At 62.9% G+C, this 19,302-nt stretch carries 6 protein-coding genes; 5 read left to right on the top strand and 1 reads right to left on the bottom strand.

The genetic code is table 11. From position 1 onward, the window contains the following. The first annotated feature begins 25 nt into the window (after nucleotides 1-25). The 5 genes from AB0M47_RS09150 (at nucleotide 26) to AB0M47_RS09130 (ending at nucleotide 18,159) form a co-directional block, all read left to right on the top strand. Nucleotides 26-3,031, top strand: coding sequence for a helicase-related protein (locus AB0M47_RS09150; RefSeq protein WP_363410886.1), 3,006 nt, complete (start codon nucleotides 26-28; stop codon nucleotides 3,029-3,031). Beyond that, nucleotides 3,028-7,965: a type II restriction endonuclease subunit M gene (locus AB0M47_RS09145; protein ID WP_363410883.1), complete on the top strand. Its 4,938-nt coding sequence runs from the start codon at nucleotides 3,028-3,030 to the stop codon at nucleotides 7,963-7,965. The genes AB0M47_RS09150 and AB0M47_RS09145 overlap by 4 nt, the downstream gene beginning before the upstream one ends. Further along, nucleotides 7,962-14,543, top strand: coding sequence for a DEAD/DEAH box helicase (locus AB0M47_RS09140; protein WP_363410880.1), 6,582 nt, complete (start codon nucleotides 7,962-7,964; stop codon nucleotides 14,541-14,543). The genes AB0M47_RS09145 and AB0M47_RS09140 overlap by 4 nt, the downstream gene beginning before the upstream one ends. Next, a complete protein-coding gene (locus AB0M47_RS09135; RefSeq protein ID WP_363410877.1) occupies nucleotides 14,536-16,695 on the top strand; it encodes a UvrD-helicase domain-containing protein in 2,160 nt (719 codons plus the stop codon). Before AB0M47_RS09140 ends, AB0M47_RS09135 begins: the two co-directional genes overlap by 8 nt. A 954-nt stretch (nucleotides 16,696-17,649) precedes the next feature. Beyond that, complete coding sequence (locus AB0M47_RS09130; RefSeq protein ID WP_363410874.1) at nucleotides 17,650-18,159, top strand: hypothetical protein; 510 nt, start codon at nucleotides 17,650-17,652, stop codon at nucleotides 18,157-18,159. Nucleotides 18,160-18,394: 235 nt separating this feature from the next. On the opposite strand, the gene AB0M47_RS09125 is transcribed toward AB0M47_RS09130, so the two are convergent. Then, nucleotides 18,395-19,123, bottom strand: a complete 729-nt coding sequence (locus AB0M47_RS09125; RefSeq protein WP_363410871.1) for a creatininase family protein — start codon at nucleotides 19,121-19,123, stop codon at nucleotides 18,395-18,397. Nucleotides 19,124-19,302 lie beyond the last annotated feature (179 nt).

The raw sequence follows: 19,302 nt of genomic DNA, 5'->3' as shown, positions 1-19,302 counted from the left end.
GATGAGATCACGATGGGAATGAAGGATGAGTGCCTCGGAGAGCGCTGAGGCGGCGCGTTTCGCCGCTGGCATGACGGTACTCATTCGCGACGAGGAGTGGCTGGTCACCGAGGTTAAGGAGACTGAGCGTGATGGCACCCGACTGGTTGTAACCGGCACCTCACCGTTGGTACGTGACCAGACCGCGGTATTCTTCCACCTCCCCGGCCGCCTCGACACCGTTCGCCCGCTCATGGCCGAGAACACTCAACTTGTATGCGACGCGAGCCCGGGATTTCGCCGGTCGCGGCTGTTCATCGAGGCGCTTCTGCGCAAGACGCCGTTGCCGCAGGGCGAACGCCGGCTCGCCACAGTCGGAAGCCACCTGGTCGACGATCTGCTCTATCAGCGCGCGCCGGCTAAACAGGCATTGGACAACCTCCGGCCACGACTTCTGATCGCCGACGCGGTCGGCCTGGGCAAGACACTGGAGATCGGGCTGCTGCTGTCGGAGCTGATCCGACGGGGCCGAGGAGACCGGATCCTTGTAGTCACTCCTAGGCACATCTTGGAACAATTCCAGCACGAACTATGGACAAGATTCGCAATTCCTCTAGTCCGCCTGGACTCGGCCGGAGTCGCCCGCATGCAGCAGAGCCTGCCTGCGGGTCGCAACCCGTTCGACTACTACAAGCGCGTCATCGCCTCGATAGACACACTCAAGAGCGCCCGCTACCGAGAGCAGCTTCGCCGTGTTGAGTGGGACGCGGTGGTCATGGACGAATCTCATAAGCTGATCGCTAGGACCGCGCTCAACAATCAGCTGGCACGGGTGCTCGCGCCGACCACCCATGCGTTCATTCTCGCCTCCGCTACCCCGCACAATGGCGATGATGAATCGTTCAACGAGCTCATCAGCCTCATCGACCCGACCGCGATCGTGGACGTCAAGAAACGCGCGACCAAGGACGAGCTTCGGCACCTGTATCTGCGCCGACACAAGATGAGCCGCGATGTAGCAGCCCAGATTGGCACACACTGGGCTGAACGCGCTCGCCCCCGTTTCGTGGACTGCGAGGCCACCGCAGCCGAGGAAGCTGTCCTCGACGAGCTATACACGACCTGGGTCCGGCCGCCGGCCGGTCAGAGCTCTCCGAGTACGGGCAGGGGCAGTGCTCTTTTCCCAGTGACTCTCCTGAAAGCGTTCCTTTCCTCGCACGAAGCGCTGAAAGAAACTGTCGACGCACGCATCGACCGGATCACGAAGTCACCACACCGTGACGCCGAGCGTCCGGCTCTGCAAAGGCTCAAGAGCTTGGCTGCGCAGATTGGGAAAAAGGAGTCATCCAAGCTAAAGGCCCTCGTCGCGACGCTGAAGGAGATTGGTGTCCGGCAAGGCTCGGAGACCCGGGTCGTGGTCTTCTCGGAGCGGCGTCGCACCATCGACTTTCTCTATGACCACCTACCGGTTGAACTAGGGCTCAGGCAGCCGGCCGTGGACCGACAGTCCGAGAAAGGCTTGACCGGACCAGTGCGGATTCTGCACGGTGGCCAATCCGATGAGGCACAGCAGCGCATTGTCAAAGACTTCGCGTTAGAGGCCAGTGACGTGCGGATCTTACTTACCAGCGACATCGCCGCGGAGGGCGTTAACCTGCACCGCCAGTGCCATCACCTAATCCACTACGACATCCCTTGGTCGTTAATTACCATCGAACAGCGCAACGGCCGCATCGACCGCTACGGTCAGCGCACTGCGCCTCAGATCCATGTGCTGCTCCACCGGTCGGCTAACCCGGCCCACGAGGCCGATGAATCGGTGTCGAAGAAACTTGCCCAGAAGGAGGACGCCGCACATCGAACCCTCGGCGAGGCTGCCGCTCTCATGGGCCTGCGCGATGAGGAGCGTGAAGCGAGCAGCATCGAGCAGGCTTATTTGGACGGGCGAGACGTTGACGATGTCGTGCCGGACACGCCAGCCGAAGAGGACGATATCTTCATGGCTGGCGGCTCATTCGACGATCACAGCGACGGCGATGTGCTGGTCGCCAGCACCGACGACGTGCTGAAGCAGCCTCGCTTGTTCGGGTCGACGAGGGAGTTCATCGAGGATGCGTTCGCCGAGGTGTATGAGAATCCGGCGGGCACCATCGGATTGAACTGGCTCGATTCCAGTGATTATCCGGATACGTTCGAGTTCGAACTCAACCGGGACGGTAATCGGCTGTCCGACCTTCAGCGTCGTATGAAGGTGCTCCCCCAGTCGTATCTCGATGAGCGGCGGGTCCTCGAGAAGCTGACCTTGACGTTGTCGGCGGACGTGGCTCACCGGCGCCTGGAGCTGGCGCGCCAGAACAGTGGCGAGCGGCGGCAGAAGCGTACAGGTGGTGCTACGAAGGAGCAGAAGTACGAGCAGTCTGCCTGGCCTGACATTTCCTACCTCACCGATCAGCATCCGGTGACCGAGTGGCTCGTCGACAAGGTCCTTGCCCGCAGAGCCTCAGATAGTCCTGATGGCAGGCGCCTAACCGCACCCGTCATTGTCGCTGACGTCACCGAACCTGTGTTTCTGGTCAACGGCCGTTACTCCAACAAGCAGGGCAAGCCCACCGTCTTGGCATGGATGGCGTTGCGCAGGGTCCCTGATGGTTTTGCTCTCGACGCCCGCGAGTTCGTCCAGGTTCTCCATGACGCAAAGGTCAATCGGGAAATGCGCCTGCGTCACGTTGAAGATCTTTCCCTCCTGCAGCAGCTAATCCCGCGGGTTGTCGTGGCCGCGCGCACTGAGATGCGCCAACGGCGCGAGGCCCAGGAGGACCAGCTCATGGCGCCGCTGGCAGAGTATGAGGAGCGCCTACACAACTGGGAGAAGGCGAAGTCCGTTCGCTATGAGCAATTGACGATCTTTGCTCATCGCCAGCGCGAGGAGAAGAAGGTCGAGAAGACCGCGATCGCTCTCAAGCGGCTCATCGACGAGCTCACCACCCAGGGCGAGCCCACAATCCGCATCGTCGGCGTGCTGATCCCTGCCGCAGTCGTAAAGGAGGCATGACGGCCGACATGGCGTTTACCTCGATTACCAACCAGGGCGAATACATCTCCGCCCACTACCTTGCCGCACTCTTGAAGAGTGATCTGGAAGGACTCCGCAGACGCTGGCGGCTGGCAGATAGGTCCGCAGCCGCGGACCCGCACGCAGTCCCGAGCTCCGCACACGGTATCAAGGGGCTCGGTCGACCGTTCTTTCCGCTCCGGAACCGCATCACCGAGCGCCTTGGCGACACGCCTACCGCGGCGGACCTGAACGATCCACAGATCGTCGACCAGGTCCGCGAACTGAACGACCTGATTCTGCGAGCCTTGGCCTACAGCAGCCCAGGCAGCGAAGAGCTTTCGTCCGGTCTGAGGTGGATTAGTCGCACGCACCTTGACGTCGTGCAGCTCGATCAGCACCGGCAGGTCCCCGTCGCCTTGGCTGTGTCCGGCCGAGACGGGCTTGAACTCGTCGCGCTCGATGCCACGTGGGCCGGTGACGCTGAGGGCATCGTCGATGCAGACGCTGGATGCCTGCTTCTTGACCCCATCAAGCTCGACGGCGATGATGCCCTTCAACACGCGGGCAAGGCCGTCGAGTTCCTTTTCGCCTGCGAGGACCCGCCTCGTTACGTCCTGCTGCTGGCTGGCAACGTCATCCTGCACGCCGATCGCTCCGCCTGGCCTAATAGCTATCTCGCAGTCGACCTCAGTCAGGCGCTGCACGCCAAGGATGACAAGCCTGGCGGTGAACTGGAAACCATTGCCGCTCTGCTCGGGGCAGAGTCACTCCTCGTCTTCGACGGCCAGACCGCGCTTGCCGGCCTGGTCGAAAAGGGCCACAAGCACGCCGTGAGCGTGTCCAAGGACCTGCGTGAAGCATTGCGCCAGTCCGTTGAGCTGATCGCTCAGGAGATACTCGATCGCATCCACGCCAACGATGCAGACCCCGACGACCTTGGGGCCGACGATCTAGCCTGGCGCCTCAGTGAGCAATCCCTGCGATACCTCTACCGAATCTTGTTCCTGCTCTACGCGGAGGCGCGGCCCGAGATCGGCATCCTTCCCGGCAAGGATGAGGCGTACAAGGAAGGCTACGGTCTCGCACGCCTTGGCGACATCGTCAGCTATGACCTGCCCGAGGAGTCCGAGAACGGGCTGCACTTCTACGAGTCGCTGCAGATCCTCTTCGCCCTTGTCGACCAGGGACATCGCCCCAAGCTGGCTAGCGAACTGGCCCTTGACGCCGAAGGAATCGACCCCGCCGTGGACAGCGACGGGATCCGGTTCGAGGCCCTCAAGTCCGAGTTGTTCAGGCCCGACCGCACCTCGCTCATCAGCGAGGCCCTCAAGGTCGGCGAGCTAACGATCGACACACGCCTGAGGAACCGGTGCCTCTGGCAGGTCATCAACCTCCTCATGCTCACGCCAGAGGCGCGGGGCCGCCATGGGCGCCGCCAGGGCCAACGTGGTTTCATCTCGTACGCGCAGCTAGGCATCAACCAGCTTGGCGCCGTGTACGAGGGCCTCATGTCCTACACAGGATTCTTTGCCCCTGACGACGTCCACGAGGTCGCCAAGACCGTCAAGACGGCTGGTAGGACTGCCGACGGCGAGTCGAAGGAAAAGGCCGACCCTTCGAAGGGCACCTGGATCGTCCCGGTCGGGCAAGCTCACCACTACGACCCAAAGTACTTTGTGCAGCGAGTCAACCCCATCACTGGAGATACGGAACGAGTCACTCACGTCAAGGGCTCTTTCGTCTACCGGATGTCTGGCCGCGAACGGCAGCGCTCCGCGTCGTTCTATACGCCGGAAGTCCTCACCGAGGCGACGGTCAAACATGCCCTCGCCGAGCTCCTCGATGAGCACACACCTGCCCGCGACATCCTCGAGATCACGCTCTGCGAGCCGGCGCTAGGTTCTGGCGCGTTCCTCAACGAGGCCATCAACCAACTCGCGCACGAGTACATGGATCGGGCCCAACGCGAACGAAACGTCCAGCTGTTGCCTGACCAGCTGGAGACCGAGAAACAGAAGGTTAAGGCATACCTTGCTCTGCATAACTGCTACGGCGTCGACCTCAACGCCACAGCTGTCGAGCTAGCAGAGGTGTCGATGTGGCTCAACGTTATGCATCCCAACCTCGACGCCCCCTGGTTCGGTCTGCACCTGCGGCGGGGTAACTCCCTGATCGGCGCCAACCGGGCGGTCTACCACACCGACCAACTTAAACACGGCGCGTGGCGGACATCTCCACCGAAGGACCGGCCGCTGAAGTGCGATGACGCCAGCGTCGTCATCGACCAGCTGCGTGGGGGCGAGTTCCACCACTTCCTAGTTCCCGCGCAGGGCTGGGGCGCGATCGTCGACGTCACCGAGACAGCAGAGCTGGCTGGGGAGGAACGTGCCAGATTGATGGCCTGGCGGCGCCAAATCCGTAACATCCCCACAGACAAGAAGACCCGAGACCGGCTCACAGCACTGGCACGACGCGTGGAACGGCTCTGGGAGCTGACCCGGATGCGTATCGCACGCTCAGAGGACGAGATCCGACGGCGCATCGACGTCTGGGGAGTCGATCCTGAGCAGCCGCTCCCGGTTCCGTCCACGGGTGCCGTCTCACGAGAGGAGATTGGCAAGGCGCTTTACGACGATTGGGAGTCGCCGTATAACAGGCTTAAGACGGTGATGGACGCATGGTGCGCCCTCTGGTTCTGGCCTGTCGGCCAAGGAACGGACGCCGAACCACCGAGCTTTGACCAGTGGCTCGGGTTCTGCGAAGCCGTTCTAGGCGTGCAGCCGTCCGCAGCCAAGGCCCCCCGGTCCTCGAAGCGATCGAATAGCACCGCCGGCAGCGAGGATCTCCTCGGAATCTTCGCATCCTTCGACGACTTCAAACAGCTCGCAGACGCCGACGCATCCGACCGATTTATCGCGCAATGCGTCGAGATGCAGAAGGTCGCTGCCGACGAGCGCTTCAGCTGGTGGGCGACCCTGGACGAGATCGCCAAGCGCGAGGGCTTCTTCCACTGGGAACTTGAGTTCGCCCAGATCTTCGCCAAGGGCGGGTTCCAGCTCCAGGTCGGAAACCCGCCATGGGTGCGACTGGACTGGAGTGACGAACCAGCACTCGCCGAGTATGACCCCTGGTTCATGCTCGAGGACGGTATCTCCGTGCCGGAGATGAAGCGGCGTCGGCAAGAGATCCTTACCCAACCTGCTGCTCTCCGCGGATACCTTGCAGACCTCAGCTCCTGGGCTGGCCTAACCTCACATCTAGGGTCCGCAATCGAACACCCTCTGCTTTCCGGAATACGCACAAATCTTTATATCAACTTTATGGAACATGTTTGGAGAAGTTCCAGCGAGGATGGCATTGCGGCCCTCATTCACCAAGAGCAGCACTTCACCGATGCTGCTGGAGGGCTTTTTCGAGCAGAGACATATCCGCGCCTACGTCGGCGCTTCCAATTCGGAAACAATCTGCTGCTCTTCGAAGATGTCGATAACAACCGGAACTTCTCGATTAACGTTTACGGTGCGCCGCGCGAAATCAGCTTCGTTCAGCTGGCCCGGCTTGTCCATCCGGCCATCATTGATGGCTCTCTTAAGCACGACGGCGACGGTCCTGTTCCCGGCATCCAGTACCCGCATGGCGGCTGGGATCTTCGTCCACACGCCTCCAGAGTTGTCGCAGTAAGCGAGGCCACACTGGGCGACTGGGCGGCCTTCGCGGATCCAGCTGGGACCCCGGCCGGACAGGCGCGCGCACTCCGGCCTCTCACCGTCCAAGATAACGAGGCTGTTCGGACGCTCGGTCGCTTCAGCGAACGGCTTGGCAACTATCACTTTTACTACTCGCAGGGTCTCAATGAGAAGCTCGCGAAAGACGACGGCACAATGCGCGCCGCGTCCGGAATCCCAGCCACCTGGTCCGACGTGATTCTCCAGGGGCCGCACTTTACTGTAGCTACCCCATTTGCTAAAGAACCGAACGAGAACTGTCGAAGCAACAAGGATTACACCGAGTGGGATGCGGTTACCTTGCCTGAGACAGTTATCCCTAGAACCAATTACTCTCGCGCCAGCGAGCCCGAGTTGTTTGCCGCCAGGCAGCGCCTTTGGGGTGACCGCCGGGCGACTGAGTACTGGCGCGTTGCGTGGCGTCGGCGCACGGTCGCTGGCACCGAACGTACACATCATGCGGCGCTTTTTTTTCCTGGCCCGACACACGTCCACACAGTTCATACACTCGCTGCCAAGACGGATCGGGACACGGCCGTACTGGCTGGTTTGTGGGCAACGCTTCCGTTGGACTTTATCTGCAAGATTTCCGGTAAGGGTGACGTTCAGATCGACTTGGCGCGCCAGTTCCCCGCGCCCCTCAATCATCCATTGACCGCTCCGCTCTTGCTCCGCACACTTCGCCTCAATTGCATGACACGGGAATTCGCGCCCTTGTGGATGGAGCTATTCGATGCAAGCTGGCGCCGCGATAGGTGGACGAACCCTGCCTTAGGGCGCACCCCGCTACAGGTCGTCGAGGCTGGGTGGAATATGGAGACGCCGCTGCGTACGGAGTACGACCGCAGGCTGGCTCTCGTTGAGATGGATGCTCTCGTCGCGCTGATGCTTGGCCTGACCGCGGAACAGCTATGTGCGTTGTACCGATCGCAGTTCGCCGTTCTACGCAAGTACGAATGGGAGATGTTCTTCGCACCCGATGGGCATAAGGTCGGTGCGGAGACGCACAACCGAGGCGTTCGTCAAACCGAAGAGGAAGCCGAGATCGTCAAGGCGTGGAAGAAGGCCCAGCTGACCGACTCCGACGAACCTGAGATCCCCCAAGGCTGGGTGAAGCCGGATCGCGAAGCCGAGATGAAGGACGCGTACCACGAGTTCCAGCGGCGCTTGGCGGATGGCGAGTATTCCAACAAGGCGAAACCATGATTCCCTCTCTGGCGGTCGAGGATCTCAAGGGCACGCTGGTTCAGTATCTCACCACCGCCTTCGCCTTGGCCGATGACGACGTACGTGAGGTCCTCGAAGACTTCCTCGGCGGCGACAAGACCGGCGTGTTCCGTGGTCCGTATTTGCGCGTCCGTCCCGGGTTCAAGCCGGCGACCGGGGTGTTCGAGCGCGTCTTGGATTGGTTTCCCGTTGAGTTCCAGCCATTCCTGCACCAGGAGAGGGCTTGGCTGCGGTTGTCCTCGAAGGGGCAGCTCCCGAAGCCGACGATCGTCACCACCGGAACGGGATCTGGAAAGACGGAGTCTTTCCTGATCCCCGTTCTCGATCATTGTCGCCGAATGCGCAGCCTCGGGCACCGTGGTGTCAAGGCGCTGTTGTTGTATCCCATGAACGCGCTTGCCGACGACCAGGCGCGCCGCCTTGACGAGCTTCTGGCCAGTGATCCGCGGCTTAACGACGTGACCGCAGGCATCTATATCGGCGGAAGGTCAGCAGCTTCGCGCAAGGACGGGAAAGGTGGAGCGGTCGGAGACGATGAGGAACCCGGCTCGTATGCACGTGACTACGGCTCGTCGGCGCTCGACGACGACGCGACTATCACCCGGCTGATGCGTGACCGCGACGAGATCAGGGCAAATCCCCCCGACATCTTGTTGACAAACTACAAAATGCTGGACCTGCTGTTGCAGCGGATCCCAGATCTACCGCTTTGGCAGGGCGGGGGACTGCAGTACGTCGTGCTCGACGAGTTCCACACCTACGACGGAGCACAGGGCACAGACGTCGCCATGCTTCTACGCCGGTTGGGGGCGGCAACCCGGCTGGCCGAGCCAGGACGTCCACTTGGCCGGATCACCCCCGTGGCTACCTCAGCAACGCTGGCAAGTACGGCCTTGAGCGACGCTGGCATCGGTGACCATTCCGTCGATGCCGACAGAGCGAAGCTGCTGGACTTCGCGCGACAGGTCTTCGGGGCGGAGTTCGCCGAAGACAGCCTCGTCGGCGAACAGAGGATCACAGCGCACGAGTTCTGCGGGGAGATCGATTTCGAGTTGCCGTTCCCCACGCCTGAGCAGCTCGCGGCCATCGCCGACCCGCTTGGCGACCCCGCAGGCCTCGACCGCATCGCAGAGCTGATGGTTGGCATCGATGCGCGCGACCCCGTCGCGCTAGGCCGAAAGCTGCGCAGCCACCTCCTGGTCAAGGCGCTGCTGGAGTCCGCGTCCGATGCGCCGATGATGGTCGAACAGATCGTCAAGCCGTTCGCGGTCCATGGCGGCGGACCGGCCTGGGCAGCGCTACGCGACGGCAAGCCCAAACCTGCGTTTGCACCCGCCCTGATGAGGCTGCTTGCGCTGGTGTCTAGTGCCCGCAGGTCGGACGGTGTTCAACCCCTGCTCAAGGTCGAGGCGCAACTTTGGGTCCGCGAGGTCGGTCGAGTGATCCGCTCTACCACCTACGAGCCGCATTTCCGCTGGTTCGACGACGACGGACCGACAGGCGACAGCAAACCTAATCGGCTGAACCTCGCTGTCTACCGGCCTCGAGAACAAGACGCCGCGGCGGAGTCCGCAGACATCGACACCACCGGCCCGCCGCCGGCGGCAATGCGCTGCCATCTGCCAGCTGTCTATTGCAGGCACTGCGGCCAGTCCGGATGGGCGGCGTTGTCCAAGGACGCGGCGCTGGATTGGCAAGAACTTAAGGTCCGGCCGTTGGAGATCTACCGTGCGTCCGCACGCCACGACGGCAAAGTACGATGGATGCTGCGCGCTCCCGATGGTGAGCCGCGCGTGCTGCATCTCGATGCCGAGGGCCGGCAACTGCTACGTACACCCAACAGCCGCACCGTGCCGGTCATCACCGTCGACGGTCCGATCACCGAGGCCCGCGACGACACGTGTCCCTCTTGCGGCCTGGACGATGGGATGCGCTTCTTAGGCGCAGGAACCGCTACCCTGGCATCGGTTGCCGCGACCCAGCTCTTCTCCGAGCGGCATCTGGCCGACCGTGAACGCAAGCTGCTTGCGTTCACCGATTCGGTGCAGGATGCCACCCATCGTGCGGGGTTCATCGCTCACCGGTCGTACGGCTTCACGTTCCGCGGATTGCTGACGGCCAACCTCGACCCGAACGGCCCAATAGCATTACACGATCTCGCCCTGGACGCCGCCGAGTCAGCGGTGAAGGAGAACGCCAACTCCATTGAGCGGGAACGGCTCGCCTCGTTGGTGCCGCCAGACCTTCGCGACCTTCCTGAGGTGCTGCGCCTACTCGACGGAGAACCGGTCGAATCGGCGATGGGGATGCTCCAAGATCGCCTAGTCTTCCAAACGCAGCTGGAGTTCGGCTTGCGTTCACGCCTCGGCCGCACACTGGAGCTCACCAGGACAGCCGCAGTCGAGATCCACGTCGCTGACCCTATGAAACTGGCCAGCCTGATCAAGAGCGCTCATCAGCGCCTTCCAGGCAAGGTCACGCTCCCGGCGGACGACGTGACCTACCTGCGCTACGCGCAGGGATTGTTGGAGCGCCTGAGGGTCCGCGGAGCCATCTTCCACCCGTGGCTGCGTAGGTATGTCGCCCAGGCCGGCGTGCGTCGGTGGCCGATCTGGGGCGGCCGAGACACCGGCATGCCTGCCTTCCCGCGCGGTCTCGCAGCACCAACGTTCGTGATCAACGCAGGGGCTGGCACCGGCTTCGACTCGTTGGCGAAAGGTCGTACCGACACCTGGCTGACAGACTGGGCGCAGCGGACCACTGCTGGCAGCGTCGATGAAGCCGCAGGCCTAAACTCGGCGTCATTTCAGATCTTCGCCATGCAGGGCCTCATGGACGTGCACCGGACCGACAGCGGCATCGCGGTCTACGCGCTCACCCCAGACCGGATCATGGTGCACTCCCTGATACACGGCGATGCGGCCGACCGCGTCGACGAGTGTGGCGTCCGATGCTCGGACTGTACCTGGCGCCAGACCCTCCCGCCGCATGTGGTCGATGTGTGGATCGGCATGCCGTGCCTGAGGTTCCGCTGCCCAGGCCGATTCGTAGAGGATGTGCGCGCCCAGGCTCACAGCGACTTCTACCGACGGCTCTACTACCGCGACCGGCCCGGTAGCGTGATCACTGCTGAGCACACCGGTGCGCTGTCTCGGGAGAAGCGCGAGCGAGTGGAAGCTGCATTCAAACGGAGTACCGATCGCCATCCGTTCGACCCGAATATGCTCACCTGCACGCCCACCCTCGAACTCGGAATCGACATCGGTGACCTGTCCGCGGTGCTGCTAACGTCAGTTCCGCCCCGGCCTGCCAATTACGCACAGCGCATCGGTCGCGCTGGCCGGGCCTCCGGCAACGCCCTCATCGCCGCCTTCGTGCCGCGGCGTGCCCGCAACCACTACTACCTACACCGTCCCACCGCGATGATCGCCGGCAGGATTGTGCCTCCAGCCAGCTATCTGGATGCTGTAGAGATCCTGCGTCGGCATTACCTGGCTTACCTGTTCGACCGTGCCGCGGACGGATCTCTGTGGCAGGGCACCGCGATGCCCACCAAGCCAATGCCTCGCTGGATCGGCGAGCTGTTCCAGGCAGGTCTCGACGATGCCGACGGCTGGCTACGCCGCTTGCTAGAGGTCGCCACCAGCCGCCATGATTCATTAGCCACCGCGTTTCTCGACCTGTTCCCGGGCATCAACGATTCCTCACGGCAGGCCGTCGAAACGTTCGCAACGGCCGGCCTGCACACCGAGGTAGGCAAAGCGGTGCAGGCGTGGCGGCGTCGGCGTGAGGAACTTCAGCACCGGCTTGCTTCCATCAATACCGCATTCGACGACATCCCCATCGACACCACCGACTCCACCAAGTCCGATGCCAGGCGTGAGCTGTTCGCGGAGCTCCGAGCGGTCCGTCGCCGACTGGACACTCTGGTCAAGGAGAACTCCCTCAACGCGCTGGTGCGGCTCGGTTTGCTGCCCAACTACACGCTGCACGACGACCCGACATTCCTAGATGCCGCCCTGTGGTGGCGCGACGCCGACGGCGAGTTCCAGGAGGTGGCGGTGGAATACGGTCGCGGTTCGGGTCTTGCGCTCACCGAACTCGCACCTGGCAACACGTTCCACGCCGACGGCTCCCGGTACATCATCGACGGGCTTGACCTCGGCACCGCGCAGCGCCCCACCTACACCACATGGCGGCTGTGCCGAGGCTGCGGCTACGTCCTGACCGAGGGCGCCCACGTTGCCCTGGAACGCTGTCCTCGGTGCGGAAACACCGGGATCGCCGATCATGCGGCGTCCGCGTTGTCGGTCCTAGTCCCCGAACGCACCAGAGCCAGGGAACGGCGCGAAGACGCCCGGATCACCGACGACCGAGACGAACGCGAACAGCGCCGTTACACCACCGTCACCTTGGTCGACATCGACCCCGCCCAGCCACAGGGTTTGCGTGCATGGCGCAACGCCGGTCACTTCTTCGGAGTCGAGTTCGCGCGAGAAGCAACCATTCGACAAATCAACTTCGGCCCTGACGGAGTACCCGGCCCGGACTTCATCGCCGCCGGTGAGCACGTCGCAGTCGCCGGCTTCCGGGCATGTCCACACTGCGGTGCCGTGCAGGGCGTTCACCCCCAGGCGTACGATCGCGAGGCTCGACGCATCGGCACCAGACACGCACGCTGGTGCCCCCAGCGTGACATCGGGGTCACCCGTGAAGACACCGTCAAGGTGGTGACCGGGCATGAGCTTCGCACCCACGCACTGCGTCTGCTTCTTCCGTTCTCCACAACCCTAGTGCCCAAACGGGCGGTGTCGTTCCAGGCAGCGTTGATGCTCGGCATCACCAAGCACTTCGGTGGCGAGCCGGACCACATCGGTGCGGTGCTGGCCACCATGCCTGGCACTGACAAGGACATCCCTCGGCTGTTCCTCGTGCTCCACGACACGATGCCGGGCGGTACGGGATATTTGGAGAACCTCGCCGACCCGACAGCTATGGAGCGGGTCCTTCGCCTTGCCCTCGCGCACATCCAGAGCTGCCCCTGCGGCAAGGAAGACAGGCAGCCGTGCCACCGCTGCCTGCTGCCGTTCGTACCATCCAGCGAGCACGAACTGGTCTCCAAGGAGACCGCCATCGAGCTGCTGATCGGTATCCTCGATGGCTGGCACCCGCAGAAGGTCAACACGCTGGCCGACATCCAGATCAACGCGCTGGCTGACAGCGAACTGGAGCGGCTGTTCTTGGAGACCCTACGAACAAAGGCAGACAAGGCGCAGGACGACGACCAGGCCCGCGACCGTTTCTCGATGGTGTCCCGCGCGGGATCACGAGGCGTGGAGTTCGAACTCAAGCTCAAACCCGAAGCGGGCCCAGCCGTTCGCTGGCGTATGCGCGACCACGTCCTCGAGGGCATGTCGGTGCGCAGCGAACCCGACTACGTACTGACCACCGACGACGGCACCAAGGTAGCGATCTTCCTCGATGGGTACGCATTCCATGCCAGCAGCGAGAACAACGAGATTGCGGTCGACGCGGCTAAGCGCACAGCATTGCGTGACGAGGGCATTTGGGTATGGCAGCTCACGTGGGATGACGTGCGCTCGTGGGCGGCAGCCGTCGAGTCGGGCATCGACGTCCGCGCACCGCGGCCCACGCTCCTACACGACCATGCGATCGCCGGCGCGCGGGACTACTACTACAAGAACGTTCTCCGACACCATCCGAACGTAGGGCCCCTGGACACCGTATTGCTCAATCCGGTCGAGTCCCTGCTGGCGTTCCTGGAAGACCCCGAACCTCAGATGTGGGCTCAGCGCAGCGTTGCCTTGCTGGCGGGGCTCGCCAAGTCTGGAAGGGCTGCACCCGTCGACCGTGTGGCCGTCGGCGAGCGGCTACAGGCGCTTGTTACCGGCGAGACTTCCATGCCCGCCAACGCCGAGCGCACACCGGACGCGGCTGCGGGACTTGAGGCTGCGACGCCCTCGGGTTGCCGGATCGTGGGCTTTCGAGACAACCGTGCGCGCGCCGGTGGGAAACCGGACCCAATGGCTTGGTCCGTGTTCGCCTGTCTCGACGATCGGCCACAGGCCGTTGACGAGGTCGAGCACCGGGCTCGCTGGGCGGAGTGGCTCGCCTGGTCGAACGTGTTGCAGTTCCTCAGCGGGCCGAGTCGCCATTTCGAACAGGCCGCCCGGTCTTCGGCAGCATTGATCGACCCCCACCGGATTCCGTTGTTGGGCGCGGCGCTCAGCGGTGAGCCCAAGCCAGCGCTGTCTCCGGCGTGGGCCAAGGTCATCGACCTGTCGTCGCCGCTAGTCGAAGCGCTAGTTCTAGCACTTGTCCGCCACCGGGCGCCGGTTCCGGATGTCGGGTATGAGCTCGGCGATGATGCGTTGCTGGCGGAGCTGGCGTGGCCCGACACCCGGATCGCTGTCGTAATCGACGAGGATGGCGAACGTGACGCGGCATACGCCGCAGCCGGCTGGCGCATCCACGACGCACGCACGGGTGAAATGCCCGCAGAACTTCTCATGGAGTTGGGGGTCAACGGTGGCTAAGGCAAACGTCCTGTTCGCCGACAGCTTCGATAAGGCATACCATGCCCTCGACGCGACCGTGCAGCGTCGCGTCGTGGACTTCATGCTGAAGCTTCGCAAGGATCCCGACGCGAATGGACTAAACCTCAAGCAGCCCCAAGGAGCGCGCGACAAGCGGGTCTGGACGGCGCGGGTCAACGACAACTTCCGCGCAGTGCTGCTGCGCCCCGACGACGTGACCTTTTACCTGGCGACCATCAAGCCACACGACGACGCCTACACATATGCCAGCCGGATCGTCTGGGACGTCAACAAGGTCACTGGCGGTGTCGAGTTCTACGATCATGGCGCCATCGAGGAAGTCCTGGCTCACACGCAAGGCAGCGCCTCTGAGCCCGCAGCCGGATTCTTCGACGGGGTAAGCGACAGCGACTTCGAACGACTTGGGGTGACATCCTCGCTGATACCGGTCCTGCGAGAGATCCGCAGCGACGACGCCCTGCTCGGCATCGCCGACCTTGCGCCCAAGCTCACGTGCCAGGTGATCCTCGCACTGGCCGACGGCAGGACCAGCGAGGACGTGTGGGCCGAGATCGTGGCTGCGGCTAAGGCCGACGATGAGGTCGACACATCGGACTTCGCTGCCGCCGCGGAACGGCCAGCCACTCTTGAGTCGTTCGCTGTCGTCACTGACGACTCGAAGGAGCTTGAACGAGTCCTACTCAAACCCATGTCCGAATGGCGGGTCTTCCTGCACCCGCACCAACGTCGGCTCGCCTACCGGAACAAGCCCTACAACGGGCCTGTGCGCATCTCCGGCGGGCCGGGCACAGGCAAGACGGTCGTGGCATTGCACCGAGTCAAGGCATTGGCCGACGCATTGCCACCGACCTCCGGAAAGCGAATCCTGCTCACCACATACACCAATGCTCTTTCCGACCTGCTCACTCGGCTCCTGGACGACCTCGGAGGCCCGGAACTGACCAGCAGGGTCGACGTGCTCAACATCGACAAAGTCGTGCGCGACGTCCTACGCAGCGAAATCGAGTCCCACGGCAATGACGTCGAGGTGCTCGGTGACGCGGCCATCGCGACCCGCTGGCACGAGATCCTCACCGACCTCGGCAAAGACGGCCGCTTCGACCGTCTTTTCTTGGTCGGCGAATGGGAGCAGGTAATCATCGCTCAGAACGTGCGCACTCGCGATGAATACTTCGCCGCGCGGCGCGCAGGCCGCGGCCGGCGCCTCAACCGCGCCGACCGCTCTGCTGTCTGGGAACTCATCCAGGAATTCGAGCGGCGCCTTGACCGCGACAAAGCCCTCGGATTCAAACAGGCCGCAGCCCGGGCCGCCGACATCGCCACTACCTGGAGCGACAACGAGCGGCCCTACCAGCACGTCGTCATCGACGAGGCGCAAGACCTCCACGCCGCCCATTGGAACCTGCTCCGGGCTCTCGTGCCCAGCGGGCCCAACGACATGTTCATCGTCGGCGACACTTTCCAGCGCATCTACGATAATCGGGTGTCGCTCAGCCAGTTCGGCATCGACATCCGGGGGCGATCGCAGCGGCTCACGCTCAACTACCGCACAACTCGGCAGATCTTGCAGGCGGCGCTGCGAATGGTGAGCGAGGACGACTACGACGACCTCGATGGCGGCACTGACACGCTCGCCGGTTACCGTTCTATACTGCGCGGGTCGATGCCACGAGTGGCCGGCTACCCTACGCGAAACGCGGAACTGGCTGCTCTCGTACAACAGGTCGGCACCTGGCACGCTGCCGGTATACCCCTCGAGGAGATCGCCGTCATCGCCCGCACGACCCCTGCGGCGGCCGCAGCCTCTGCCGCGCTGCGGGCCGCCAACATCGCATCTACATCAGTTAAGTCCGGGCAGAATGCCATGCCTGGAGACGGCGTACAGGCCATGACTATGCATCGGGCCAAAGGCCTCGAATTTCGGGCCGTCGCGATCATCGGCGCTGACGCCAGACAAATGCCACTCGACATCGCAGTAACCGGGGCGGACGACGATCGACTAGAACACCGACGAGACCTTCAGCGAGAACGATCACTGTTGTTTGTGTCCGCAACCAGACCCCGCGAAGCGCTCACGATCACATGGGCGGGCAGCCCCAGCCCTTTCCTCGAAGGACTTGTCAGCCATTGATGACTTGGGCCGGAACCGGCCCCACGCCGGCAATCGGCGTGCCCACCATCACAACCAAGCGGCAAACATCGATGCGACCCGCAGCCGGACCAAGATCACTGCGCTACCCGAAAGACCGAGGCTAGGCGTTGGGTAAATCCGAACAAAGAACTCCGATCCCACACAACGGGAATGGGCGCCACAATTTGTCAGGATTTCACGCGGCTCTTAATCCGCGGGTTCGGGGTTCGAGTCCCTGGCGGCGCACAAGATCAAATCCCATCTGACCAGGTCAGATGGGATTTTTCGCGATCAGCACAATCGATGACTGTCGATTGATGTGCTCTATGTGCGCTCCGGTGCCGATTAGGTTCACCGAAAGGCATAGCTACCAGGTGTTTTCTGAGGACCACCGGCTAAATTGTGACCGGTGACACACTAAATGTTTGGTGCCAGTTCGCCGAAACGACGAGAAGAGTTGCGCCCGAAAGGTGACGTGCACCATATTTCTGGTGCCGCCCGTGAGAGGGCACAGGGCGACAGCCGTCACGGTCGGGCCATCGTCGAACGCAACCTCAGCCTGAGCGCCGGTATCCTGGGTCGCGTGCTGGCGCGGATGGAAGGCCACCGCCCGACCTTCGACCGTCCGGCCGGGAGTTAGGTCACCGCGATGGGCGGGTCGAGCACGAGACGATTCGACCGATGGCGACGTTCGAAGGCTGCGGATTTCACTCCAAGAGCGCGGGTGCCGTCGCGCCTCACAAACAGCCGCAGGATGCGAGTCGCCGAGGACCTTACCTACGAGGAGTGCACCCTCCCGGGATGGCCGCATCTGAGCCGCTCGGCCGGCAACAACTGTTCAACAAGAAGGCTGCGTCCGTAAGATGACCGTCGGCAGCGTGCCGAAAGAGACCGCGGCAGCTCGACCATCGTCAGCCAGTGAGCCGGGCGGAGCAGTCAGGTCGAGGAGCAGCAATGGCCAACCCTCGCATGATCCTCTGCAAGCTGTTCGAAACTGGCGACTCCGCCTTCGGAAACAGTTTGACGGCTGGACGCTACCTCGCCGCTGCCTTCCGCGGCCAGGGGCCACTTCCTCGGCCGCTGCGCAATGAGGACCACATCATCCGGCAGGGATACGGCGTCGGCTTCGGCCCTGGCGGGCAGTGGTACTTCTTCGAAGACATCGCGCCTGCACTAACGTTCGGCCGCGCCGCGAGAATGTCCCTCGACTGTTCCGGTTACGGCGTCTTCAACGCGGCACACGAAGTAATGTTCTGCGACGACCACAACACCGACGAGCGCGTCCTCCACCTGATAGGTGGGGATATAGACCGCGGAGAAGACGAACTTGAACACCTAAAACGCTTCGTCCAAGGCGTCAAGGAACACGCATGGTCGTCTAACTGGCACCGACCAACCGGGTTCGTATACAGGTTAAACGATGGCCGTCCCACCCGGACAAAGCAAAGGTCGCTGCCTCTTTGACCAGTACTTCTAGCGCATCAGCGTCGTCCGATTCTCTTCTTACCGCCGGGCAGTTCAAAGGTGCGATGGTGGCACCGAGAACAGTATCTTCGGACCTGGGCGAGGTCCTGGTGTCGATCGTGCAAACCATCGACTCCGGGCTTTCCGTGACGTAGCTCGCCGATGTTGGAGGCTCGGTCGACCGCGCATTCGCATCGTTGCCTGAGCGGGGTTCGTCGGTGAGCTCATCGCGGTGCTACTCGAATGAGGGCTCCGGATCGAGGACCGACATGACGCGTGCGAACGCAGCTGACAAGCTCTCCAGGATCGCGGATCCCTTGTCTGCGGTTGCCAGCGACGGTCGTCCGATGACGCCTGTTGTGGTGTAGGCGTCCATGCCTAAGGTGAGCAGATCTCTCCTGTCGTCGGCTGTCTGGTCGGAGCGTTCGTATCCCGGGCGGACGAGCCATGGAGTCGCGTGCAGGAGTAGCGACGCCTCCAGCTCGCCAGCATGCATGTCCTCATGTGACTTGCTGCCGCAGCCGGCTGCTTGTCGGGCCCCGCTCCAGTCCTCCGCTGTGGGAAACAGCGCCAGTCGGTATTCGTTTGGCGTGTTGGCCTGCTGGACGACGTTGCGCAGGACGTAGTTGCCGCCGTGCCCGTTGACGATAACGAGTCGCTCGATGCCCGCGGCCTGCAGCGACTGATAGACGTCGGTCACGATTGCGGCGAGCGTTGTGGCCGAGATGCTCACGGTGCCGGGGAACGCGGCATGCTCGTGCGAGCACGGCATCGTGACAGGTGGCAGCAGGAACAGGCCGTAAGCGTCTGAAATCCTTTTGGCGATCAGGCAGGCGACGACGGTATCTGTGCTCAAGGGCAGGTAGGCACCGTGTTGCTCGAAGCTGCCGACCGGCAGGACGGCGATGCGCGTCGCACGCGCTCGCTCGTCCGCCGACGTCGCGTCAGGAAGCAGTAGGTTCACACTGCCAGCGTGCCATCCCGATTCCGGATTCGCTCGATGTCATTCGCCTCAACCGTCTGCGTGGGGCTGCGGTCGGCACACGACTAACGACCTGATGCGTAATTCTTCATGATCAACGCTTGACAACATGAAGGGCCGCGCGGATACATGCAGATGTGTCGTCAACATGGGCCCGCGCG

The organism is Hamadaea sp. NPDC051192 (assembly GCF_040682475.1).
GTDB lineage: Bacteria > Actinomycetota > Actinomycetes > Mycobacteriales > Micromonosporaceae > Hamadaea > Hamadaea flava.
This window is presented reverse-complemented; position numbering and strand designations above follow the sequence as displayed.

Bases quoted from the DNA above. Each gene is read 5' to 3' on its own strand.
- AB0M47_RS09150 (WP_363410886.1), top strand. From the start codon at position 26: ATGAGTGCCTCGGAGAGCGCTGAGGCGGCGCGTTTCGCCGCTGGCATG.
- AB0M47_RS09145 (WP_363410883.1), top strand. From the start codon at position 3,028: ATGACGGCCGACATGGCGTTTACCTCGATTACCAACCAGGGCGAATAC.
- AB0M47_RS09140 (WP_363410880.1), top strand. From the start codon at position 7,962: ATGATTCCCTCTCTGGCGGTCGAGGATCTCAAGGGCACGCTGGTTCAG.
- AB0M47_RS09130 (WP_363410874.1), top strand. From the start codon at position 17,650: ATGGCCAACCCTCGCATGATCCTCTGCAAGCTGTTCGAAACTGGCGAC.